Here is a 26,436-nt window from a genome sequence, read left to right as displayed (position 1 = left end):
CCTATTTATATTAAACTAATCTAGAATAATATGTCATCTATATTATTACTATTATAATGGTAAGGTAGACAAACGGTTATTAATTAAACTTGAAATTCGATAAAGCTAATGCCTTTTGAATCTATTTGTACCATTGATGCATGTATATCCCAAGATCCTAAAACAATACGTTGAAAAATTTTACCATTTATTTTAAATTTATGAATAGCTGGTCGATGAGTATGTCCATGAATTAAAATATTTACTTGTTTACTTGTCATTATATTTTCTACAGCTTGTTGATTTACATCCATAATATTTAGAGATTTATTCTTGATGCCCTGATTGCTATCAGAACGTATTTGTGCTGCTAGTTTTATACGTAAATATATTGGTAGTATAAGAAATAAACGTTGTATCCAACGCTGATGTACTGCAATACGCAAAAGCTGATAACTACCATCATCAATACATAAAGTATCTCCATGCATTATAAGAATAGAATGTCCGTATAATGTTAATACGTGTTCTTTGGGTAACAATATTATACCGCTAGCATTAGCAAAACACTGACCAATTAAAAAATCACGATTACCGTGAATAAAAAATTTCGGTATTGGTAAGGCTTTAAGAGTATTAGCAACTTGTTTGTATAATGGGTTTGGATCATCATCTCCAATCCAAATTTCAAATAAATCTCCTAGAAGGTAAATGGCTTCATATTGCTGCGCTTTACTTTGTAAGAAATTAATAAAAGCAGTAATAATTTTAGGCTTTTTTCCACATAGATGTAAATCTGAAATAAATAATGTACTTGACATAACACTCAATTTAAAAGTTATTCATTATTAATAAATATTGATATTATATTAATATCTCAGTAATTTAATTCTTAATTACCTTACGAAAAGAATTGAGAGTTAACTATTAATAAACTAACTAAATTTTTTAATTATTATTCGATAATGGATTTTATCAAAATTAAATAATTTTTTATATAAGTAAATTACTTATTTTTATATTATTAAAATTAATAATATAAAGGATATTATCATTACCTTTAATGTTTTATAATATTTGAGTAAAACCATTATAGTTATAATAATAGTATACTTTTTTAAACGTATATTTTAAAACTTCTGTTTGGATGTTTAGTTGATGATTATAATCAATAAATAAAATATTTCTATATGTATTAAATGGATGCTATTATGCTTAAGATTTACAATACTTTAACTAAAACTAAAGAAGAATTTAAATCCATTCATGATGGTAAAGTTTCTATATATGTTTGTGGAGTTACGGTTTATGATATTTGCCACATAGGACATGGGCGTACTTTTGTAATATTTGATATTATAACACGTTATTTACGTTATTTAGGTTATCAATTAAAGTATGTACGTAATATTACTGATATAGATGATAAAATCATTAAACGTGCTAATGAAAATAAGGAAACAATTAATACTTTAGCTAATCGTATGATTACGAGAATGCATATAGACTTTAATGCTCTTAATATTTTACCGCCGGATATAGAACCACGTGTTACACATCATATTAAAGATATTATTGAACTAATAAGTATTCTTATTAAGAATGATGCTGCCTACATTGCGAGTAATGGTGATGTATTATTTAATATCCATGCAAGTACAAATTACGGACTATTATCACGTCAAAATTTAACTCAATTAAAGACGAATTCAATAATTAATAAAAAAAATACGAAAATTAATCCATCAGATTTTGTATTATGGAAATTATCAAAAACTAATGAACCTGCATGGCATTCACCGTGGGGAGAGGGACGACCAGGTTGGCATATCGAATGTTCAGCAATAAGTTATAAACAATTAGGTAGTCATTTTGATATTCATGGTGGTGGATCAGATTTAATATTTCCTCATCACGAAAATGAAATAGCTCAATCTACATGTGCATATGATGGACCATATGTAAATTATTGGATACACTCTGGTATGGTGACGGTCGATAGTGAAAAAATGTCTAAATCGTTCAATAATTTTTATACAATTCGTGATTTATTACATTTTTATGATTCAGAAACTATACGTTATTTTTTAATGTCTTCTCATTATCGTAGTCATCTTAATTATAGTGCAAATAATTTAAATCAAGCACATGCAGCTCTAGAACGATTATATAATGCTTTACAGAATACTAACTTTCAAAATACCATAGTAGGATTAAAAAATCAAAGTGCAGAATGTAAAGAAAGTGCAGAATGTAAAGAATTTGAATCACGTTTTCGCATTGCGATGGATAATGATTTTAATACTCCTGAAGTTTATTCGATTTTGTTTGATATGGCTCATGAAGTAAATCGTTTAAAAAATAAAAATAAAAACATGGCTAATCAATTAGTAGTTAAATTACGCCAATTAGCAGGTGTATTAGGTATTTTACAACAAGATCCAGAAAAATTTTTACACCATAGTACACATTTTCATGCTAAAAAAATAGATGACAAAATAAAAGAAATTGAATTACTCATTCATATACGTAATAATGCTCGTAAATCTAAAGAATGGAAAAAAGCAGACTTAATACGAGATAAGTTACACATATTAGGAATATTATTAAAAGATAGTCCACAAGGAACTTCTTGGCGTAGAAAATAAATATAATGTATCTTATCTTCTTAAGATAAAGGAATCATCATTTTAATGATATATCTATAATTTTCTTTAAATATTTAGTTTATATCTTTTTATTGTCGTGATATAATTCACATGCTAGTAATGTATTTTGAATAAGCATAGCTACAGTCATTGGTCCAACACCACCAGGTACAGGTGTAATATACGATGCACGTTTAAAAGCAGATTCAAAGCTTACATCACCTACTATATTACCGTTTTCCAAACGGTTAATCCCTACATCAATTACAATAGCACCAGGTTTTATCCATTTACCTGGAATAAAATTAGGTTTACCTACTGCTACTATTAAAATATCGGCATGTTCAACATAATTTCTTAGATTTTTAGTAAAACGATGAGTTACAGTAGTAGTACAACCCACTAATAATAGTTCCATACTCATAGGTCGTCCAACAATATTTGAAGCTCCTATAATTACAGCACTTAAACCATAAGTATCTACATTATAATGTTGTAATAAAGTAATTATTCCATAAGGAGTACAAGGACGTAATAGGGGTACACGTTGACATAATCGACCGATATTATAAGGATGAAAACCATCAACATCTTTTTGTGGTTTTATATGTTCAAGTATTTCGTTATTATCAATTTTTTCTGGTAGAGGTAGCTGTACTAAAATACCATCAATTTTACTTTCGTTATTTAATTTATCAATTAATTCTATTAGTTCTGTTTTGCTAGTAGTAGTAGGTAGATCGTAAAGTCGTGAAATAAAGCCAACTTCTTTACATGCACGTCTTTTATTAGTAACATATATTTGTGAAGGTAGATTTTTACCTACAATAATTACTGATAAACCTGGTACACGTTTTTTCATTGCTACTCGTTTTTGTACTTTTTTAGCAATTTCAAGACGTATTTTTTGAGCAATTATTTTACCATTTATTATTTTTGCCACCATCATATAATATCCATATATTAAAAGAGTTAAATAAAATATAACTCTTAATTTAGTCAAAATTGCTGTTAACTATAAGTTATAGATTTTTTATTTATTCTTTTATGATTTTTCTTATATTTTATTTATTTTAATAAAAATAATAATATAATGAACAATAACAAAATTATTCTTATTTTCAAAAAAAAATAAATAACTTATTAAATGAGAATGGTTAAAATTTTATTTTTATATAATATTTATACTTTGAAAATATTATACTAGCTTAAATTTAATTATTTATTAGATTTTTTTAAAATTGTAGAAAATAGATGAATTATTTATTATAAATAAAATAATATTTATAGTATAAGGTTAATAATATATAATTAATTTATATGTTTAGAATATACAATTTATATATGATGATTATGCGCCCTTAGCTTAGCTGGATAGAGCAACGGCCTTCTAAGCCGTAGGTCACAGGTTCGAATCCTGTAGGGTGCACTTTGCATTTAATTAGTTAAATATTTGTTAAATGAATATTTAATTATATTAAGTTTAGTTATGAATGATTAATAATTATTAAATTAGTTTATTATGCATGCAATTTGATAAAATAAATTATTTTAATTACATATGTTTTTATACTTGTTTCCATAGTATCTAAATTTTTATTCCTTGAAACATAAATAGAATTGTTTTGACTAGATTGGTTTAAGCTAATTATTATTTTATAAATAGTGTCATGTATATTGTTAAAAATTTTTAAGATATAGCAATCTACCAAACTGAAAAAGTACTTGTTAAAAAATAAATAATGTTAAGTTAATTATCATAAAATAAATTAACTTTAATAAGTTAAATTTATTATACGAAAAGTGTATAAATCACTTCTTTAATTTTTTTTATCTCTTAAACTATATAATAAAGTATTTTATTAATAATAATAATAATAAAAAAATCATAAAATATTAAATTAATTAATAATTTAATTAATTTAATTTAAAATTATTTAAATCACTCATAATATATATTATTATAACTTTTTTCTTTTATTTTTATGTTATTTTATAAAATAGTATAAGTATAATACTGTATAGATTTAATCTATATATTTATATAATAGAAATTTAAATAGTTATATATATAAAAATAATTAAAACAGGAAATTATAGCTGTGAATTGGCATACTCCTGCATTTCTTTTAAGTTATTTCTTAACATTATTATTTTCTTTTTCTGCATTAGCTGGAAAAATGAATAATATAATGCAATTAAGTTTTAATGATTTTAATAAAAATATATTAGAAACCTGGTTATATCCTCAAAACTACGATTTTTATTTACCTATAATTATTAGGCATAATCGATGGATGTATGATGATCATCATATAAAAAGATATAATGAAAATCCATGGGGTTTAGGAGGAGATATCTCACGTTTAGATGATAAAGGTAATTGGCATAGTCTTTATATGATTATTTTTAAAGATTCATTTAATAAATGGGAAATAAGTAGTGGGTATAATTGGGAAATGACCTGGCATCCATTTAAAAATAAGGATATTTACGTTGGTGCTGGTTATACGGTAGGTATTACGCTACGAGATAACTGGAGATATATTCCAATACCTTTAGTCTTACCTTTAGCTTCTATAGGTTATAAATTAACACGTTTTCAAATGACGTATATCCCAGGTGTTTATAATAATGGTAATGTTTATTTTGCTTGTCTAAACTTTCAATTTTAACACTTAAAAGTGCGCATAAATCATGAAAATAATAAAAAAATAATATTTATCACTTTTTCATTAATTGTGACTGGACAATTGTTACAGTAATTGCTGTACTAGGAACTGGCACAGTTTTAGTGTCCATTTTTTTCATGTAAAGGTAATTATAGATGTCCAAGATCAAAGGTAACGTTAAGTGGTTTAATGAATCTAAAGGATTCGGTTTCATTACTCCAGAAGATGGTAGTAAAGATGTATTTGTACATTTCTCTGCTATTCAGAGTAACGGTTTTAAAACTTTAGCTGAAGGTCAAAGCGTGGAATTTGAAATTACCGACGGTATCAAAGGTCCATCTGCTGCTAACGTTACCACTTCGTAAGTTAACAAGCAGTACACTAAAAACCCGCTTAATGCGGGTTTTTAGTGTTTTTTTTATATGATGACTATCATACAGATATATTATAATGATTTTAAATTTTTGATTGATAAATATTAATTTTTTAAAATTAAGGTAAAATTCAAATATGGAAGGTATCACTATTTCTAAATTATTAATAATTGGAGCTCTTATAATATTACTCTTTGGTAGTAATAAATTACGTTCCTTAGGAAACGATTTAGGTTCTGCAATTAAAGGTTTTAAAAATGCTATGAAAGATAAAGATGATGACGAAGATTCTATTGCAGTAAAAAAAATATCTAAAACGAAATTACCATCCGAAGATATGAATCAACATCCATATCAAGATAAAGATAAGAAAAGTTAAATATTAATTATTATTTTAAATTAACTTACATTTAGTATATTAATTATTTTATATGTTTTTAGCTTGTATATTAGCATGATAAGAAGAGCGAATAAAAGGACCGCACATGACATTATTAAATCCCATCATTAATGCTTCTTTTTTAAAATCATTAAATTCAGTAGGACTAACATAACGCTGTACAGGAAAATGATTTAGACTTGGCTGTAGATATTGTCCAATTGTTAACATAGTAACTCCATGCTGTCGCAAATCAGTCATTACTTCAATTATTTCAGTATCTGTTTCACCAAGTCCCACCATTAAGCCTGATTTTGTAGGTATATTAGGATTTGCTTTTTTAAATTTTTCTAAAAGTTTTAATGATAATTCATAGTTAGCTCCAGGACGTATTTGGTTATAAATACGAGGTACATTTTCTATATTGTGATTAAATACATCAGGAGGGGTAGATATAAGAATCTTTAATGCATAATCCATACAATTACGAAAATCTGGTACTAATATTTCAATTTTAATGGATGTATTTTTTTCTCTTATAGAAGTAATACAGTGAGCAAAATGTTGAGCACCGCCATCTTTTAGATCATCACGAGCTACTGAAGTAATTACTACATAATGTAAAGCCATATCAGAAATAGTTTGTGCAATTTTTAGTGGTTCATTAATATCTGGAATTTTTGGACGTCCTTTTGATACGTTGCAAAATGGACAACGACGAGTACAAATGGAACCTAATATCATAAAAGTAGCAGTATTTTGGTTAAAACATTCGGATAAATTAGGACAAGAAGCTTCTTCACAAACTGAATATAAACCATTTTTACGCATTATAGATTTGATCTTTTTGATCTTATGAAAATCTATAGGTAATTTTATTTTCATCCAATCTGGCTTACGCAATATTTCTTTTTTTGTGCTAATCATGATATATACCAGGATCATTATTAATGATATTAGTATTACTAAAATTCATATTTTATTTAATTAATTCTTTTTCATCAAACCATTTGATTTGTTTAAAACCAGCTAAACGTGTAAAGTGTTGTATAAGATGTGGTTGTACATCATTTAATTGAATATCTGGATAAAAATCTTTTAGTTGAATCATACGCATTCCAACGTATCCACATGGATTAATACGTAAGAAAGGAGATAATTCCATTGCTATATTTAATGCTAATCCATGAAAAGAACATCCTTTACTAATACGCAATCCTAGAGAGCAAATTTTTTTTTCGTCTACGTATACACCTGGAGCATTCACTTTAGAATAAGAACATATAGAATAATCAGCTAAAGTAGCTATTATAGTTTGTTCCATTAAAGTTATTAGTTCTCGTACACTCATTTTACGACGTTTTATATCAATAAGCATATACATAACTTGTTGACCTAACCCGTGATAAGTAACTTGTCCTCCACGATCACTTTGTACTACTGGAATATTACCAGTATTCAATAAATGTTCTACTTTACCAGCTTTCCCTTGTGTAAATATTGAATAGTGTTCAACCATCCAAATTTCATCGACAGTATTATCGTTACGTTTATCAGTAAACAAATGCATAGCTTTATAAACGCTATGCCAATCACGTTGTCCAAGTTTACGGATAAAAATATTATTATTATTATTATTCAATTAATAAACTATTTTAAATGTATAATTTATAAAAATATTTGTCAAAAACAATCATTTATTAAAAATATGCATTATAGTACAAGACGTACACTTTTAATATTACTTAATTCTTTATATAAGGTTTCAATTTGCTCACTATTAGTAGCTATAATTTTAATGGAAATGGAGTAATAGTTACCTTTACTGCTAATTTTTACATCTGGTGTATACATACCTGGTATATAGTTTTGTACTATTTTTACTACTTGATTAATTAACTCTGGTTGTGCTAATCCCATAACCTTATAGGTAAATGGAGTAGGAAATTTAAGTAATTTATTTAGTTTACTTTCCATATATTAGCTCCAATAATAGCACAATACTTTGCCTAAATATAATATAAGTAATACTAGTGAAATGCAGTATTGCCAATCATCATAACATATATGTATTTATAACCTACTTATACTTAAACCAATGGTAAAATATTAATTTTATATAATCTAAAATACGACTAAATAATCCACCTTTTTTAACTTCATTCAATACTATTAATGGTTGTTGTTGAATTTTTTCATTACCTAAATAAAAATTAATACTACCTATTATTTGATTTTTCTGTAATGGAGCATGCAATTCTGTATCTTTTAATGTATACTTTGCTTTTACTTCTTCAGCATGACTACGTGGAATAGTTAAATATATATCATTTTTTACGCCAAGATGAACTTTATTACTATTTCCAAACCAAACTGGTTCTGAAACAAATTTCTTACCAGCTTTTAATGGTATTACTGTTTCAAAAAAGCGGAAACCCCATGTTAATAGTTTTTTACTTTCTACTTCACGTCCTTTATAAGTATATCCTCCTAATACTGAAGAGATTAAACGCATCTGACCTTCAGTTGCTGAAGCAACAAGATTATATCCGGCTGCATTAGTGTGACCAGTTTTAATCCCATCAACATTCAAACTCTTATCCCATAATAAACCATTACGATTTATTTGTCTAATATGATTAAAAGTAAATTCTTTTTCATGATAAATATTATACTCATCTGGTACATCACGAATAAGTGCTTTACCAAGTAAAGCCATATCGCGTGCCGAACTATATTGACCATTTGCATCTAGGCCATGTACTGTTTGAAAACGTGTATTTTTTAATCCTAATATAGTAACATAATGATTCATTAGATGAACAAACGCATTTTGACTACCAGCAATATAGTCTGCCATTGCTACACATGCATCATTACCAGATTGAAGGACAATACCTCGTCTTAACTGAGATACTAGAACATGATCTCCAGGTTTTAAAAACATTAGAGATGAACCTTTAAATATTGGATTACCAGTTGCCCAAGCATCCTCACTAATAGTAACAATATCATTTTGATGAATTTTTTTTGTTTTAATTGCTTGTCCAATAACATAACTAGTCATCATTTTAGTCAAGCTAGCTGGATTACGATGTACATCAGCATTTTTTGCTGCTAAAACCTTACCAGAATTATAATCAATAAGAATATAAGCTTGAGCTTTTATTTCTGGTACTTCTGGAAGTATATCTTGAATATTGATATTTTTAGCGAAAGTGTTTTTTCCACTAAAGAAAAACATCAATAATGATATAATCAAAAAAAATCTATAAAAATTTAAAAATTTGAATATAGTCATTTTTATAACAAAATATTAATTAAGTTAAAGTGAAAATTATTTCATGTATAAACATATGTTATAAGTATAAAGAATATTTTCTAAGTTCCTAAATAAGAATAGCTAAATGTAGGAATTTTAATATAATACAACATACTATAGCTAATAGGTTTTATTAAAAATAATAATAAATATATGAATTCTATATTTTATCTATTTAATAGAACAATTAAACCATTTTAGATAAAATTTTTTTATGAGAATGAATTGACATCACTATTCCAAATCCAGCCATCAACATAATCATAGCTGATCCTCCATAACTTATTAAAGGTAAAGGTATGCCAACTACAGGTAAAATACCACTTACCATACCAATATTAACGAATACATAAACAAATAAGATTAGCATTAAACTGCCAGATAGCACACGTCCAAAAGTAGTTTGTGCATGGGATGCAATTATCAAACCACGCATAATAAGGATTAAATAAAGAAAAAGCAATAATAATACTCCTATTAATCCAAATTCTTCTGCTAATACTGCAAAAATAAAATCAGTATGACGTTCTGGTAAGAATTCTAATTGTGATTGAGTTCCATGTAACCATCCCTTACCATATAAACCACCAGAGCCAATAGCAATCTTAGATTGAATAATATGATAACCAGCTCCTAGAGGATCGCTTTCTGGATTAATTAGCATAATCAAACGATCTCGTTGATAATCATGTAGACATAACCATAGTACTGGGATAAAAGCTCCAATTAATAGCAGCGCTAAGATCATTATCTTCCAATTAACTCCAGAAAAAAATAATACAAAAATACCGGAAGAGGCAATCAAAATCGATGTACCTAAGTCTGGTTGAATTGCTACTAGTAATGTTGGTATAAAAATTAATAACAATGAAAAAATAGTTTTTTTTAGGTTAGGTGGACATATATCACGGCTAATAAACCTTGCTATCATAAGTGGTACAGCAATTTTGGCAATTTCTGATGGTTGAAATCGTAATAAACCTAATTCAAGCCAACGTCTCGCTCCTTTACTTACATGACCACAAGCATCAACTATAACTAAAAGCATTATACATAAAAAATAAAGATATGGTGCCCAATTTTCATATACTCTTGGAGACACTTGAGCCATTATCAACATAATAGTTAATCCTATTGTAATTTGCCATATTTTATTCTCTATTATATCGTAATCTTGTCCACTTGCGCTCCAAATAACTATTATGCAATATACTAGTAAAAGTATAACTAATAACATAAATATTGGATCGATATAAACACGTATCCAAAACTTATTTTTTTGTAATCTATTTCTTTCTTTCATGAAAATTTTTATTTATATTTATAATGGGTGAGCTATTAATACTTTTTATCATAATATGATCAAGAATTTGACGAGTTATATTACCTATATTAGAATGGAGCTTATTCCCGCCGTTTTCTAAAATCATTGTAATAGCAACTCGAGGCTTATTATAAGGTGCAAATGCAGTCATTAATTTATGATCACGTAATCGTTCAGTAATTTTATTTACGTTATAAATTTCATGTTCTTTAAGACCAAAAATTTGTGCAGTACCAGATTTTGCAGCAATTTTATAAGGTGCATCAGCAAAACTTTTACGTGCCGTACCATTTAAACGATTTGCTACTCCATACATTCCATTTTTGACTATTTTCCAAGCATTAGAATAAATATGATCAATAGGTTTAATTGGAGGTTGGCAATAATACACCATACTTTGTTTTTTACGCATTGCGTGTAATAAATGTGGTACTTTTATGACTCCATTATTAATAAGAATCATAATCGCTTTATTCATTTGTAATGGTGTAGCACTCCAATAACCTTGTCCAATACCCATTGATATAGTATCACCTTGATACCAGGGCGTATTAAAACGTTGCATCTTCCAATCACGAGTTGGCATGTTACCAACATTTTCTTGAGGAAGATCAATGCCTGTACGATGTCCGTATCCAAATTTGGTCATCCATTTAGATAGACGGTTAATTCCCATGTCATAAGCTATTTGGTAAAAAAAAGTATCAGCTGATTCCTCTAAGGATTTAGTTATATCTAATCGATTATGTCCTAATTTTTTCCAATCACGGTATCTCTTTTTAGAGTCGGGTAATCTCCACCATCCAGGATCAAAAAGATTTGTATTACTATTGATTATTCCAGAAGTTAAAGCCGATATTGCAATATACGGTTTTACGGTTGAAGCAGGTGGATAGGTTGCTTGAATTGTACGGTTATAAAGAGGTTGATTTTCATTATTCAATAATATACTATAATCACTATTAGAAATACCTTCAACAAATAAATTTGGATTGTAGCTTGGCGTAGAAACTAAAGCTAAAATTTCACCAGTACGAGGATCAGTTACTACAGCTGCAGCACGATTACCAACTAGTAATTTTTCAATAAATTGTTGCAATTTAAGATCAACTGTTAGATATATATCTTGTCCAGCTTGAGGTGATTGTTTATGTAAGTTACGAATGATATTACCATGACTATTAACTTCAACTTCTTCATATCCTATTTTACCATGCAGTAAATCCTCATAATAACTTTCTATACCTAATTTACCAATATCATAGGTGTTTGTATAATTTTGCCATTTACCTTCTTTAATTAATCGAATTTCGTCGAGATCATTAATTTTAGAAACATAACCTAATATATGGGTTAGAGTTTTTCCATATGGATAATATCGACGTTGATAACATTTTATCTCTAATCCAGATAAAAAGTGTTGATTAATGGCAAAACGTGCTACTTGAATATCATTCAAATAATTTTTAATCGGAATGGATGCTAAATAATGAAAAAATTGATATTGATTTTTAACAAAATTAATATCATTATCATTAAAATTTAATAATAAACGTAAATTATGTAACATTTTTTTAAAATTAAAAATTTTTTCTGGAATTAATTCAAGAGTATAAATTGTTTGATTAACAGCTAATGGTATTCCATTGCGATCAAAAATTATTCCACGGCTTGGTTCAATTGGCATTATTCTAATACGGTTTTCATTAGATTTAATGTTATATTGATCAAAAAATAAAATTTGTAATTTATATGAATTAATTATTAACATAATAAAAACTACTAAAATAGCCATAAAAGCAAAAAATGCTCGCTTAATATATATTTTTTGTTCAGCACTATAATCACGAAAAATGTTTTTTTGTAATATCATGGGCTATTTATGTTTATTCAGTATAAAAATTAGAAGAAATAAAATTTCTGACTATTATATTTCAATTAGTTTAATTTTAATAATTATGATTATTAATAGATTTATCTAATATGACTAATAACTTTTTATATGTTTATATTAAATAAAAAACATAATACTAATGTAATTAGAAAGCTTATAGAATAATTTTATTTTTTTATGAAAATAAAAACACTTATTATATAATACCTCTTTTATTTATTTAATGTTAATACAGTTAATTAAACATAGAAATATTATTTCTATAAAAAATTAGATTTTTATTATTTTTTTTATAAAAACCTACATTAAATAATTAATAAAATTAAAGATTTATTATCTGATATTAGTATAATAATTATTTGATTTTTAATCATAAATATATTTATAAAACATGATTAATATATCAAAATAATTAGATATTTGAATACGGTACAAATAGATTAATTTTGATATAAACCAACATAATTAATATAATTAATTACTGAATCTGGCAATAGATTTGTACAAGAAAGTTTATTATAGTACCTATTACGAATTTCTGTAGAAGAAATATTAAAACATGGTGTATCAGCCAACCAAATATAACCTGCCGGTGTTTGATGTATCTGTTGAATATTATATGCAATATGTTTATGAAGCCACTTTTGCATATTGATATTAGACATATGTATAGTATAACCAGGACGTTTACATACTAGTAAATGACATAAAGATAATAATTCTTGCCAATCGTACCATTTTTCTAATGTTAATAAAGCATCTTTACCAACTATAAACCCTAGTGATTCTTTACAACCAAGTTCAGCACGTAATACTTTTAAGGTAGTTACAGTCCAAGATGGTGTTGTATTATTAAATATTTCACGTGTATCTATATCAAATAGTCTATTATTAGTAATAGCGTATCTTAACATTTCTATACGTTGATGTGGATTAGCTTTTGGATTAGGACGATGTGGAGGTATATTATTTGGCAAAAAAGTAATTTTATTTAAACAGAGCTGTTTTGCAAGTGATTCGATTGAACGAAGATGACCATAATGAATAGGATCAAATGTACCACCAAATAAAGCATGCATTTTAAATATTAAGATGTATTATTGAAAAATTACGTTGACATAATAGTAAAGAAAGATTTTCTAACTGCTCCCACAGATTTTGATTATAGTCTTGTTTTAAAGATAATTCTAATATTGTCAGTAAATTTATAGCATGTTTCAAATGTATAGAATTTAGACGATGTAAGGCTTCAATAAATAAAGAACGGCGATTTTGCCATATATAATGTTGATCCATAAGCGTACGGATAGGATATTTATTATAATTACGTTGTAACTGGATCAAGATCAATAAATCACGTTGTAAAGAACGTAGTAAAACTATTATTTCTATATCTTCTTTTTCCATTTGATATAAAATATGTTGAACTCGTTTGCTTTTACCAGCTAGGATAGCATTTATCCAATGTAATGGTGTAAAATTTGCAGCGTCTCTTACTACTTCCTTTACACGAGGTAAAGTTAAGTGTCTATCTGCCCATAACATTGATAAATTTTCTAGAACTTGTACTAGAGTAATTAAATTACCTTCATAACAATAGCAAAATAATTGTACTGCATCTTCATCGATTTTAAGATTCATAGTTTTTGCACGATTTATAATCCAGCGTGATAAATTAGCTTGTTCTGGTGTTTGACATGATACTAAAATTGCGTGCATACTTAACTTTTTAAACCAAAAAGTCTTCTCATGATTTTTCGTTAATTTATTGATACGTAATATTAGTAATATAGAGTTATGTAATAACTTAGAAAGCTTTATTAATTTTTCTGATATTCCAATAGTCAAATTATTTTCTGGTATTTTTAAAATTAAAGTTTTACCGTTAGTAAATAGATTAAGTGATTGACAATTTATAAATAACATATCCCAATCCGTCTTACTATCTACTGCAATATTAATATGTTCTGTAAAACCTTGTTCGATTGCAGTTGTTAAAATGGCATCTATACTTTCTTGAATCAGTAGGTCTTCATTACCTGTAATAAAATAACAAGTATTTAATTTATTAAGAAGTTGATATTTCAATTGTTCAGGATAAATCTTAATCATTTAAAATACTTCTTAAAATACTTCTTTTATAATACTGATTTAATAAAAAAACTAAGTTAATATTTTTATTTAGTTTTCACTCTTTTAGAATTAAGTAATTTACTTTGATATTCCTGATTATTACATAATATAATTATTTTGCGTAATAATTGAGAAGATATGATTTGTCGCATCTCTTGAAAGAGAGTTTCTTGCTCTACATCTTTTGCTAAAATAGTATTAGGTTCATCAAAGACATAATGATATGTATTAGCATTTATTGGATATATTCCTTTATATGGAATCATAATTTTTCCGGTTACTGTCATAGTAAGTAAAGATTCAGCAACAGTATTGTTTATAAAGACTGAAGTAGTTTTCCGTTCTATCATTTCTGTACCTAAGTACAAAATTGGATATTTATTATGTACATATTTAGTGTCACTAATAACATTTATACCATGAACATGTAATTCTTGAATTACACTACGTGTTAAAGGATTATACGGTTCAACACTTTCAATGATCATCGTTTTTATTTGTTTAGGCACAAACATACTATTACGCAATTTGAACCCACAGCCTATATTAATTAAGGCTATTATGAGTATAAACAACTTATATATAAGTTGTTTCACAGTTTCTCCTAATATCTATTTATCTAATAACTAAATTTATTAATTTTCTAGGAATATAAATAACTTTAATAATAGTAAATCCATTTAAATATTTAATTATTCGATTATCTTGCATAGCTTGCTTTTGGATTTGATGTTGAGTAGCATTAATATCAACATTCATTTTACCACGAATTTTACCATTTATTTGAATAATTATTAATAAAGTATCTTCTATTATTGCTGATTTATTGATCATAGGCCAACTAGTATTATCTATACTCTCTACACCTCCTAGTTCATGCCAAATAACATAGCTGATATGAGGAGTAAACGGATAAAAAAGGCGAGTTATTACCATTAATGCCTCTTGTAACAATGCACGATCTTGTTCACTTTTTTTAGGAGCACGAATAAGCTTATTCATGAATTCCATAATAGCTGCAATAGCAGTATTAAAACTTTGACGACGTTCAATATCATCTGTGACTTTAGCTATTGTTTTATGTAATTCACGATGTAGTGATTTTTGATGTTTATTAAAATCATTTAGGTCTAAAGCTACAGTTTTTCCTTGAGATACGTGTCCATGTACTAGTTTCCACCAACGTTTTAAAAATCTATAAGCACCTACTAATCCTGATTCTTGCCATTCTAACGCCATTTCTACTGGAGAAGCAAACATAATAAAAAGACGTACAGTATCTGCACCATAACGATTTATCATCACTTGAGGATCAATACCATTATTTTTAGATTTAGACATTTTCATCATACCAGCATAAACTAACTTATTTCCTTGTATATCATTAGCTTGTATAATACGACCTTTTTTATCACGCTTAACTATAACTTCAATAGGTGATATCCAATGACGTTGATTATTAATATCTAAATAATAAAATGCATCGGCAAGTACCATCCCTTGACAAAGTAAGCGTTTTGCTGGTTCATTTGAATTCACAAAACCGGCATCACGAAGCAATTTATGATACAGTCGAAAATACATAAGATGCATAATTGCATGTTCGATACCTCCTATATATTGATCAATGGGTAACCAATAATTAGCTGCAACTGGATCTAAAATACCTTTATCATAATGCACACAAGTATAACGAGCATAATACCATGATGATTCCATAAAAGTATCAAATGTGTCTATTTCACGTAACATTAATTGACCATTAAGAGTAATCTTTGACCACTCTGGATTCACTTTTATAGGTTTTTTAATTCCATTAGTAATAATATTTTTTGATAAAATAACAGGAAGTTGATCTTCTGGAGTTGGTATTATAGTACCATCTTCTAATGTAAGCATTGGAATTGGTGTTCCCCAATAACGCTGACGAGAAACACTCCAATCACGAAGACGATAATTTACTTTAAATTTTCCTATTCCTTTAGATATTAACATATCAGTAATAGCTTTATAGGCTATCTTATGATTCATACCGCTATAATTACCTGAATTGAATAATGTTCCTTTATCAGTCATTGCTGCAGTTAAAACATTAGGTTGAGTGCCATCTAAGTTAAGTAAAACAGGCTTGATTTTTAATTTATATTTATTAGCAAACTCCCAATCACGTTGATCATGCGCTGGAACTCCCATAATAGCTCCTGTACCATAATCTATTAATACGAAGTTAGTAATCCATATTGGTATATATTCATTAGTTAGTGGATGTATGGCATATAAACCAGTAGCTATACCTTGTTTATCTATTTTTGCTATATCAGCTTCAGCTATTTTTACATTATTACTTTTATTTATGAATTTTGCTAATAAATCATTATTAACCGCAGCTTGTAATGCTAGAGGATGAATAGGAGATATAGCAATATAAGTTACACCCATAAATGTATCTGGACGCGTTGTATAAATAGTTACTATTTTATTTGAATTTAAAACTTCAAAGTTAATTTCTATCCCTTCAGAACGTCCAATCCAATTACGTTGCATATTTTTTACTTGCTCTGGCCAACCTTTTAAATTATCAAGCTCGTTTAATAATTCTTCTGCATAATTTGTAATTTTTATAAACCATTGAGGAATTTCTTTACGTTCAATTTTAGTATCACAACGCCAGCAACAACCATTAATAACTTGTTCATTAGCTAGTACAGTTTTATCGTTTGGACACCAATTTACTCCGGATTTTTTTTTATACACTAAATTTTTTTTATATAATTGAATAAAAAACCATTGTTCCCATTTATAATATTCTGGTTTGCAAGTATATATTTCTCGACTCCAATCATAACTAAAGCCTAATCTTTTAAGCTGTTTTTTCATATACTTAATATTATTATAAGTCCAATAAGCAGGAGTAGTGTTACATTTTATTGCAGCATTTTCTGCTGGCAAACCAAATGCATCCCAACCTATTGGTTGTAATACATTTTTACCAAGCATACGTTGGTAACGAGCAATTACATCACCGATAGTATAGTTACGTACATGTCCCATATGCAAATGGCCAGAAGGATAAGGTAACATTGACAGACAGTAAAATTTTTCTTTTCCTTGTTGCTCAGTTACTTGAAAAATCTTATTTTCATTCCAGTATTGTTGTACTCTTGATTCTATTTCTTGTGGACTATATTGTTCTTGCATATCTATTTTAAGTACCTTTATTATGATATTTATATTAAATATATTCATTCATAACTTATTTGTTATTGAATAAGCTAAAAATAACAACTTACTATGGGATAAATATAAATATAAATATAAATATAAATATAAATATAAACTATTAATATTAATTTTTTTAAAATAATAAATATATAATTTTATTATATATTTATATGTATTAATATGTAATAATGGTATTTTACTGTTATTAATTTAAATATAGTTATGAATTGAAAATATTTTAGTAATTATAACTGTATTGAATTTAGTAGAGTAAAAATTTTATAGGAAAATAAATTTATTATTATTTAATGCGAATCTAATAAACAATTATCACATACGTCGGTATATAATAATTAGCCCAAGAGAAAATAAAGTTAGTATCCATACTGGCCAAATACCAACTATAGAATAAGGAGTTTGACCACTTGTTGGTGTAACTTTAACATTAAGTACTTGACGAGTAAACTGTGGTATAGATTTTTCTATATCACCATTAGCGTTGATTACAGCCGTAATCCCATTGTTTGTAGAACGTAACAGTGGACGTCCTAATTCTAATGCACGCATACGTGCCATTTGAAAATGTTGCCATGGACCAATGGAATCACCAAACCAAGCATCATTAGATATGGTTATTAAAAAGTTAGTATTAGGATGAAAATTTGCGCGTACTTGTTCACCTAATATAATTTCATAACAAATAGCGCTAGTTAAATTATAACCTGCTACTTTTAATTGTGGTTGTATATAATTTCCATTGCTAAAAGAAGACATTGGTAAGTTAAATAAAGGAAATATTGAACGTAATAATGATTGTAAAGGAACAAATTCACCAAATGGTACTAAATGATTTTTCTGATAGCGATTTTTATTTTGATAACTATAAGGATCATTATTTCCTAATACAATCATTGCATTGTAATAAACATTACTATTTAAATGAGCATCAACAACAATACCAGTAATTAAAGAGGTACCATGTAAACGTAACTTTTTATCAAGCTGGTTTAGAAAAAACTGTTGATTGCTTTCAAAATCTGTAATGGCAGATTCTGGCCAAATAATCATAGATACTTTACCTATCCATGGTTCACTATAAGATGTATAAATATGCAATGAATTATATAGTTGTTCAGGATTCCATTTGCTTGACTGTAAAATATTACCTTGTACTATAAGTACGTTAGCAGTTTTTTCTGGTATTATTTTATACCATTTTATCATAGATAGAGGATAGGAAAATAGTATTATTGCTACTGCTAAATTTAAACTTTTAATTCTATTATTATAAACTGCATGCGCTATTAACCCGGAAATCATCATTAAAATAAAGGTGATTGTTTCCACACCTACTATAGGTGCTAAACCCTTTAAAGGACCATTAATTTGACTATAACCAAATTGTAACCAAGGAAAACCAGTAAGCATCCGACCACGTAAAAATTCTGTTATATGCCATAATGCAGGTGCTGCACATACTAAACGCCATAAAGAATTACTAGGACACAGGTAATTTAAAATAATTGCAAATAATGTAGGGTATAGTGATAAGTAAATAACTAATAATATTACTAAAAAAATACTCAGAGCTTTTGGGATATCACCAAAACCAGCAATACTAAAGTAAATCCAATTAATCCCGGTCCCAAATAATCCAAATCCCCAAAAAAAACCAATACAAGCACTTTGAATTATATTTTTACCTAATAGTAATAACTGTAAGCTAAATAGCGAATATAATGCAGCAGGCCAACAATCATAGGGGGAAAAGGAAATAGTACCCATTGCACCTGATATTAAAGCTAGAATTACCTGAATCCATTGAATGGAATAAAGGAATGATAATTCCATAAAATTGTTTGTTCCCAAATATCAATATAGAGAATAGACTAAGTGAATGTTATTAATTATTAAATATAGATACATCAGTATTATTGAATTAGATGTATATTTTTTATTTTTTATTTTTTATAAATTTTTATTTTTCTATAATAATATAGGGATCAGGATAACCAAGATTTAGCATTATTTTAGTTTCTATTTTTTCCATTTTTTTAGCTTGATAATCTTCTATATGATCATAGCCAAGTAAGTGTAAAGTACCATGTATTACTATATGAGCCCAATGTGCTTCTATATTTTTACCTTGTTTAATAGCTTCAAATTCAACTATTTGAGGACAAATAACAAGATCTCCGAGGATTATAGGGTTAAAGCTTATCAAATATTTAAAAGGAAAAGAAAGAATATTAGTTGGTTTATTTTGGCCTCTATACCTTAAATTTAATTTATGGATTTCTGTTTTATCTACTAAACGAATGGTTATTTCTCTTTTTTTTTATTTTCTTTTTTAATAGTTTCTGGGATTAACGCTGATTTTATCCAACGTTGAAAAATTCTTTTATTTGGTAAGAAAAAATTTCTATTTTTACAGGCTAGTTGTAAATAAAGACTTATTGCATTCATAAAGTTATGTAAGTTCAATTAAGTAAAAAAAGTAAATAAAAATAGTTATATAGATTTTTTTATGATTATTTTAATCAATAAAGAAACATACATGCATTATAGAATTTCTTGATTATAAATATTACTACATTAAATATTTGAGAATTAAATATATATTAAGATTTAAATACATTAATATTTATTTTATAACGATTTTGTATTAATAATATTTGTAATTTTTGTTAATTTTTGGTTATTAGTAATAGATTTATTTATTTTATCTTCAGCGCTAATAACTCTTCCTCGTAATGAATTTGCATAAACATCGATGATTTCTACTTCAATAAATTTACCAATCATATCAATAGAGCCTTCAAAATTAACTGCACGGTTATTCTCAGTACGTCCAGTAAATTCCATAGTATTTTTACGAGATTGACCTTCAACTAAAATATGTTGAGTAGTACCAAGCATACGATTACTCCATGAAGTAGCTTGTTTATTAATTTGATTCTGTAAAATATACAAACGCTGTTTTTTTTCTTCTTGAGAAACATCATCTGGGAGATTAGCTGCAGGTGTTCCTGGACGAGCAGAGTAAATGAAACTAAAACTCATATCAAAATTTATGTCACTAATAAGTTGCATAGTCTGTTCAAAATCATCGTTAGTTTCTCCAGGAAATCCAACAATAAAATCTGAACTGATTCCGATATTTGGACGAGCATCTTTTAATTTATTAATTAATTCTTTATATTCCATTACTGTATGATAGCGTTTCATCAGATTAAGAATACGATCAGAACCACTTTGTACTGGTAAATGTAAAAAACTTACTAATTCTGGTAAATTTCGGTATACATTGATTATATTATCATTAAAATCAATAGGATGACTAGTAGTAAAGCGAATTCGATCGATACCATCAATTGCTGCAATTAAATATAATAATTCAGCAAAGGTACAAATATTATCATTAAAAGTCATTCCGCAATAAGCATTAACATTTTGTCCAAGTAAATGCACTTCACGAACACCTTGACTAGCAAGATGAGATATTTCTAGTAAAATATCATCAGAATATCTGCTTACTTCTTCTCCTCGAGTATATGGTACAATACAAAAAGTACAATATTTATTACAACCTTCCATAATTGAAACTAATGCTTTAGGACTTTTAGGGCAATGTTGGGGTAAATAATCAAATTTTTCTATTTTTGGAAAGCTTATATCAATAAGTGGACTTGAATTTCTTCGTTTTTTATTAGAAAGAACTTGTTCGATCATGATTGGTAGACGGTGCAATGTCTGTGGTCCGAATATTATATCAATATAATTTGCTCGTTGATAAATATATTCTCCTTCTTGAGAAGCTACACAACCACCAACACCAATAATTAAATTAGGATTATATATTTTTAGTAATTTCCATCGTCCTAACTGATGGAATAATTTTTCTTGGGCTTTTTCACGTATAGAGCAAGTATTAAGTAATAAAATATCTGCATCTTCAGCTTTATCAGTTAATTTATAACTATAAGTATGCATAAGAATGTCCATGATTTTTGATGAATCATATTCATTCATCTGACATCCCCAAGTTTTAATATAAAGTTTTTTTTTCATTTAACTGGTTATTTAACATAATATTATGTTTCAAATGATATTTTTTATCCAATCAACCTTAATAAGGTAATTTATAATTAAAGAATTTTCATTTTTTTGATTTATTACAAATGAATATTTATTAAAATCAATAATATTTAAATTTATTTAAATGTAATAGAAAAAAACTATAGATATTATTTATCTTCGTAAGTCTTTTTTTTTAAGATTATAAGATGAATATAATTCTATCAATAATATTGATGAGTTCTTTATTATTGATGAGTTCTTTATTAATGAAAAAAATTAAAATATTTAATATATAAATCTAATATCTAAATTAATATGAATGGCGCATCTATTATTACTTTATTTTAGCTGGGGTACCTGGATTCGAACCAGGGAATGCCGGTATCAAAAACCGGTGCCTTACCTCTTGGCGATACCCCATTTATTATAATGGCCTATAAAAACAAAATGGTAAATGCGGAAGGCGAGACTTGAACTCGCACACCTTACGGCGCCAGAACCTAAATCTGGTGCGTCTACCAATTCCGCCACTCCCGCAAAAAATATGGTGGCTACGACGGGAATTGAACCTGTGACCCCATCATTATGAATGATGTGCTCTAACCAACTGAGCTACGTAGCCATGAACTATTTTTTACGTTACTTTATGAGCATAATGTATTATGCTTATTAGTTTTTTATTCGTCAATCTTTTTTTAAAAAATAACCCCTTACTTAAGTAAAAAAGAAATTATTAATTATTAATCTCATTAAATAATGATATTAATAATTAAGTATAAAAAATAAAAATCAGAATAGAATTCTAAATAATTAAAATATTTTATTTATAGAACTTATGTGTATTTATAACACGACCTGAAGGGTCATTTATGTATTTAAATGATTTATCCCATTTTATGGCTGTGGAAGAAGAACAAGCAACGGATTGACAGCTAGGAACACATTCTAGTGCACCGGAAACTGGAAAAAGTTCTTCAAAGATTTTTCGATATAAATATTCTTCTTTTGATTTTGGTGGATTATATGGAAAACAACAATGAGCATTAGCTAATTGGTAATCGCTAATTCTTTTATCAGACTCTTTTTTAAGAGTATCAATCCATGTATAACCAACTCCATCAGAGAATTGTTCTTTTTGCCTCCAAAGAATACATTCTGGTAGATAACAAGAAAAACATTCACGTAAAATATGTTTTTCTATTTTGCCATTTATACTACACATTTTATCTTTTGGATTAATTCTCATTGCTATATCTAAAAAATTTTTGTCAAGGAAAGGTACTCGTATTTCTACTCCCCATGCCGACATTGTTTTATTTGCACGTAAGCAATCATACATATGTAATGCTAATAATTTGCGTACATTTTCTTCATGGAACTCTTTAGAGCTTGGTGCTTTATGAAAATATAGATAACCACCAAAGATTTCATCTGCACCTTCTCCAGAGAGAACCATTTTAATACCCATAGCTTTAATTTTACGTGACATTAAATACATAGGTATTGAAGCACGTACTGTAGTAACATCGTATGTCTCGATGTGGAAAATAACATTTCTAATAGCATCTAAACCTTCTTGAATTGTGAAATAAATTTCATGATGAACAGTATTCAAATGATCAGCAACTAATTTTGCAGCTTGTAAATCTGGAGATCCTTTTAAGCCTATCGCAAAAGAGTGTAACTGTGGCCACCAAGCATCAGTTTTACATTCATTTTCAATACGTTTTGTTACAAAACGTTTAGTAATAGCTGAAATAATGGAAGAATCTAAACCACCAGATAACAATACTCCATAAGGAACATCAGACATCAAATGATTTTTTACTGATTCTTCCAATTTAGCTCTTAATGTAGCCATATTTGTAATATTATGTTCAACAGCAGAATAATTCATCCAATCACGATGCCAATAACGATGGATTTTTTTATCTGTACTAGAAAGATAACTTCCAGGAGGAAACTCTTTAATATTGCAGCATACTGGTACTAACGATTTCATTTCTGAAGCTATATAAAAGTTTCCATATTTATCATTGCCCATATAAAGTGGAATGATACCGATATGATCGCGGCCAATTAAATATTCTTTTTTTACTTTATCCCATAAAACAAAAGCGAACATACCATGTAAATCGTCAAGAAAGTCTAGACCTTTTTGGTCATATAACGCTAGAATAATTTCACAATCAGAATTAGTTTGTAATAAGTAATTACTATTCTTCAATCCTTTGTATAAAGATTTATGATTATATATTTCACCATTTACAGCCAATACGTGAGTACGATTAGCATTATAAAGTGGTTGTGCACCATTGTTAACATCAACTATTGATAAGCGCTCATGTACTAAAATGGCATAATCATCTGCATATATTCCAGACCAATCTGGCCCACGATGACGCATTAATGAGGAACATTCTAATGCTTTATTACGTAATTCGATAGGATTGGTTTTAATATCGAGCACACTAAAAATCGAACACATAACTAAATCCTCAAGTATATTTTTCAGTAAAATAATGTTAATTTATATAAATTAAATATTTTGTGTTAATTAATAATATTAAATATCTTCATTAAATAATAGAAAATAGTTGTTTGAACTTTAAAATTAAATTTTATTTTTTAGTCTTGACTTAGAATTATTATTCTAGTTATAGTGAAATTAATATTTCTAAGGATTTTAGTATGATTGGAGATGAAAGTTATCCAATAAATTTTATTAGTAAAATTATTGATGCTGATTTAGCGAGTGGTAAATATAAAAGTATACATACTCGATTTCCACCAGAACCTAATGGTTATCTTCATATTGGACATGCAAAATCAATTTGCTTAAATTTTGGTATTGCACAAGCTTATCAAGGTGAGTGTAATATGCGCTTTGACGATACTAATCCAATAAAAGAAAATATAGAATTTGTTGACTCAATTAAATATGATGTAAAATGGTTAGGTTTCAAATGGAGCGGTAATATTCATTATTCTTCAGACTATTTTGATCAATTTTTTAACTATGCAATTGAGCTAATAAACAAAGGATTAGCATATGTAGATGAGCTATCAATTGAAGATATCCGTAATTACCGAGGAACTCTTACTCAACCAGGTAGAAACAGTCCATACAGAGATCGTAGTATCAATGAAAACTTGGTGCTTTTTCAAAAAATGCGCGAAGGTAGAATTTTAGAAGGAAAAGCTTGCCTACGTGCTAAAATTAATATGAGTTCAAATTTCATGGTTTTACGAGATCCAGTTTTATATCGTATTAAATTTTCAAAACATTATAGAACTGGCAATAAATGGTGTATTTATCCTATGTATGACTTTAGTCATTGCATTTCTGATGCAATAGAAGGAATTACACATTCTCTTTGTACTTTAGAATTTCAAGATAATCGTCGTTTGTATGATTGGATACTAGAAAATATAACTATTTCAAGTCATCCTCGCCAATATGAATTTTCTCGTTTAAATTTAGAATATTTTGTGATGTCTAAACGTAAACTGAATATGTTAGTAACTGATCAAATTGTTACAGGATGGAATGATCCACGCATGTTCACTATTTCTGGGTTGCGAAGACGTGGATATAGTGCAGCATCTATTCGTAAATTTTGTCTATGTATAGGTGTAACTAAACAGGATAATTTAGTTGAAATGGCATCACTAGAATCTTGTATTCGCAATGAACTTAATGAACATGCTCCTCGAGCTATGGCTGTATTAGATCCTTTAAAATTGATAATTGAAAATTTACCAATAGGATATGAAAAAATCATTAGTATGGCAAATCATCCCCAAAAAGAAGCCATGGGTAGACGAGAAGTTCCTTTTAGTCGTGAAGTTTGGATAAATCGTGCAGATTTTCGTGAAAAAGACCATAAACAGTATAAACGTCTAATTTTAGGTAAAAAAGTACGTCTCCGTAACGCTTATGTAATTCGTGCTGAAAGAGTAGTGAAAGACATAGAAGGTAATATTACATGTATTTATTGTACTTGCGATATAAATAATTTATATCAAGATCTCATTGATAATCATACAATTAAAGGTGTAATTCACTGGGTATCTGTACATCATGGTTTACCAGCTCAATTTCACTTATATGATCGTTTATTTAATATCCGTAATCTATCTTCTATTGATAATTTGCTTAAAGCTGTTAATCCTAATTCATTGATAATAAAAAAAGGATTTGTTGAACCATCTTTACTTAACGCTATAGCAATGTCGCCATATCAATTTGAAAGAGAAGGTTATTTCTGTGTAGATAGCGTATACTCACAACCATCACAATTAGTCTTTAATCGTATCGTAAATTTACGTGATATTTGGAAAAATATATTTAATTAATTTTCATTATTTAACATATATATTATTAATTTTTAATATGGATGTGAATT

General features: G+C 27.6%; 19 protein-coding genes, 4 tRNA genes and 2 pseudogenes. 6 read left to right on the top strand and 19 right to left on the bottom strand.

Going from position 1 to position 26,436, the window contains the following annotated elements; translation table 11 throughout:
• Positions 1-83: 83 nt before the first annotated feature.
• The gene (locus FD728_RS02235) at positions 84-800 is read right to left on the bottom strand and encodes a UDP-2,3-diacylglucosamine diphosphatase (protein ID WP_159934350.1); all 717 of its coding nucleotides are present in this window, start codon (positions 798-800) and stop codon (positions 84-86) included.
• Positions 801-1,190: 390 nt separating this feature from the next.
• Here FD728_RS02235 and cysS point away from each other — a divergent pair, with 390 nt between their 5' ends.
• Positions 1,191-2,627 (top strand): cysteine--tRNA ligase, encoded by a 1,437-nt coding sequence (cysS, locus tag FD728_RS02230; protein WP_159934348.1) that lies wholly within the window; start codon positions 1,191-1,193, stop codon positions 2,625-2,627.
• A 79-nt stretch (positions 2,628-2,706) separates the two neighbouring features.
• On the opposite strand, the gene folD is transcribed toward cysS, so the two are convergent.
• Complete coding sequence (gene folD / locus FD728_RS02225; protein WP_159934498.1) at positions 2,707-3,573, bottom strand: bifunctional methylenetetrahydrofolate dehydrogenase/methenyltetrahydrofolate cyclohydrolase FolD; 867 nt, start codon at positions 3,571-3,573, stop codon at positions 2,707-2,709.
• Between the two features lie 409 nt (positions 3,574-3,982).
• On the opposite strand from folD, the gene FD728_RS02220 reads away from it, so the two are divergent.
• The 4 genes from FD728_RS02220 to tatA all read left to right on the top strand — a co-directional run bounded on the left by FD728_RS02220 (position 3,983) and on the right by tatA (position 6,052).
• A tRNA-Arg gene (locus tag FD728_RS02220) sits at positions 3,983-4,056 on the top strand.
• A 673-nt stretch (positions 4,057-4,729) separates the two neighbouring features.
• Positions 4,730-5,302: a lipid IV(A) palmitoyltransferase PagP gene (gene pagP, locus FD728_RS02215; RefSeq protein WP_255456966.1), complete on the top strand. Its 573-nt coding sequence runs from the start codon at positions 4,730-4,732 to the stop codon at positions 5,300-5,302.
• Positions 5,303-5,454: 152 nt separating this feature from the next.
• Positions 5,455-5,664 carry a transcription antiterminator/RNA stability regulator CspE gene (cspE, locus tag FD728_RS02210; protein WP_159934346.1) on the top strand — a complete coding sequence of 70 codons (210 nt, stop codon included), beginning with the start codon at positions 5,455-5,457 and terminating at the stop codon, positions 5,662-5,664.
• A gap of 145 nt (positions 5,665-5,809) precedes the next feature.
• Complete coding sequence (tatA, locus tag FD728_RS02205) at positions 5,810-6,052, top strand: Sec-independent protein translocase subunit TatA (RefSeq protein ID WP_159934344.1); 243 nt, start codon at positions 5,810-5,812, stop codon at positions 6,050-6,052.
• A gap of 48 nt (positions 6,053-6,100) precedes the next feature.
• Here the strand turns inward: tatA and lipA are convergent.
• The 17 genes and pseudogenes from lipA to asnB form a co-directional block, all read right to left on the bottom strand.
• Positions 6,101-6,967: pseudogene (lipA, locus tag FD728_RS02200) on the bottom strand (lipoyl synthase); the annotation flags it as partial.
• Positions 6,968-7,031: 64 nt separating this feature from the next.
• On the bottom strand, positions 7,032-7,694 hold the full coding sequence (lipB, locus tag FD728_RS02195) for a lipoyl(octanoyl) transferase LipB (RefSeq protein WP_159934340.1): 663 nt from the start codon (positions 7,692-7,694) through the stop codon (positions 7,032-7,034).
• Between the two features lie 71 nt (positions 7,695-7,765).
• Positions 7,766-8,029, bottom strand: coding sequence for a DUF493 family protein YbeD (gene ybeD, locus FD728_RS02190; RefSeq protein ID WP_159934338.1), 264 nt, complete (start codon positions 8,027-8,029; stop codon positions 7,766-7,768).
• A 103-nt stretch (positions 8,030-8,132) separates the two neighbouring features.
• On the bottom strand, positions 8,133-9,296 hold the full coding sequence (dacA, locus tag FD728_RS02185; protein ID WP_159934494.1) for a D-alanyl-D-alanine carboxypeptidase DacA: 1,164 nt from the start codon (positions 9,294-9,296) through the stop codon (positions 8,133-8,135).
• 265 nt (positions 9,297-9,561) lie between these two features.
• Positions 9,562-10,677 (bottom strand): peptidoglycan glycosyltransferase MrdB, encoded by a 1,116-nt coding sequence (mrdB, locus tag FD728_RS02180; protein ID WP_159934336.1) that lies wholly within the window; start codon positions 10,675-10,677, stop codon positions 9,562-9,564.
• Complete coding sequence (gene mrdA, locus FD728_RS02175; protein ID WP_159934334.1) at positions 10,661-12,571, bottom strand: peptidoglycan DD-transpeptidase MrdA; 1,911 nt, start codon at positions 12,569-12,571, stop codon at positions 10,661-10,663. The genes mrdB and mrdA overlap by 17 nt, the downstream gene beginning before the upstream one ends.
• A gap of 461 nt (positions 12,572-13,032) precedes the next feature.
• Positions 13,033-13,680 (bottom strand): nicotinate-nucleotide adenylyltransferase, encoded by a 648-nt coding sequence (nadD, locus tag FD728_RS02170; RefSeq protein ID WP_159934492.1) that lies wholly within the window; start codon positions 13,678-13,680, stop codon positions 13,033-13,035.
• Positions 13,673-14,704 carry a DNA polymerase III subunit delta gene (gene holA / locus FD728_RS02165; protein ID WP_159934332.1) on the bottom strand — a complete coding sequence of 344 codons (1,032 nt, stop codon included), beginning with the start codon at positions 14,702-14,704 and terminating at the stop codon, positions 13,673-13,675. The genes nadD and holA overlap by 8 nt, the downstream gene beginning before the upstream one ends.
• Before the next feature lie 65 nt (positions 14,705-14,769).
• Entirely contained in the window at positions 14,770-15,321 is a 552-nt protein-coding gene (gene lptE, locus FD728_RS02160; protein WP_159934330.1) for an LPS assembly lipoprotein LptE, read from the bottom strand.
• Positions 15,322-15,340: 19 nt separating this feature from the next.
• Positions 15,341-17,923 carry a leucine--tRNA ligase gene (gene leuS / locus FD728_RS02155; protein WP_159934328.1) on the bottom strand — a complete coding sequence of 861 codons (2,583 nt, stop codon included), beginning with the start codon at positions 17,921-17,923 and terminating at the stop codon, positions 15,341-15,343.
• A 354-nt stretch (positions 17,924-18,277) separates the two neighbouring features.
• Positions 18,278-19,798, bottom strand: a complete 1,521-nt coding sequence (gene lnt / locus FD728_RS02150) for an apolipoprotein N-acyltransferase (protein WP_159934326.1) — start codon at positions 19,796-19,798, stop codon at positions 18,278-18,280.
• Positions 19,799-19,925: 127 nt separating this feature from the next.
• A pseudogene (gene ybeY, locus FD728_RS02145) lies at positions 19,926-20,413 on the bottom strand (rRNA maturation RNase YbeY).
• A gap of 183 nt (positions 20,414-20,596) precedes the next feature.
• Entirely contained in the window at positions 20,597-22,018 is a 1,422-nt protein-coding gene (miaB, locus tag FD728_RS02140; protein WP_159934324.1) for a tRNA (N6-isopentenyl adenosine(37)-C2)-methylthiotransferase MiaB, read from the bottom strand.
• Between the two features lie 357 nt (positions 22,019-22,375).
• Positions 22,376-22,447: transfer RNA gene (locus FD728_RS02135), tRNA-Gln, on the bottom strand.
• Positions 22,448-22,482: 35 nt separating this feature from the next.
• A tRNA-Leu gene (locus FD728_RS02130) sits at positions 22,483-22,564 on the bottom strand.
• An 8-nt stretch (positions 22,565-22,572) separates the two neighbouring features.
• Positions 22,573-22,649, bottom strand: a tRNA-Met gene (locus FD728_RS02125).
• 198 nt (positions 22,650-22,847) lie between these two features.
• Complete coding sequence (gene asnB / locus FD728_RS02120; protein ID WP_159934322.1) at positions 22,848-24,515, bottom strand: asparagine synthase B; 1,668 nt, start codon at positions 24,513-24,515, stop codon at positions 22,848-22,850.
• 203 nt (positions 24,516-24,718) lie between these two features.
• Here asnB and glnS point away from each other — a divergent pair, with 203 nt between their 5' ends.
• On the top strand, positions 24,719-26,386 hold the full coding sequence (gene glnS, locus FD728_RS02115) for a glutamine--tRNA ligase (protein ID WP_159934320.1): 1,668 nt from the start codon (positions 24,719-24,721) through the stop codon (positions 26,384-26,386).
• Positions 26,387-26,436: the final 50 nt, after the last annotated feature.

It is taken from the genome of Pantoea sp. Aalb (assembly GCF_009829985.1).
Classification (GTDB): domain Bacteria; phylum Pseudomonadota; class Gammaproteobacteria; order Enterobacterales; family Enterobacteriaceae; genus SZZU01.
The sequence above is the reverse complement of the archived record's forward strand: the minus strand, read 5'-3'. Positions and strand labels throughout refer to the sequence as shown.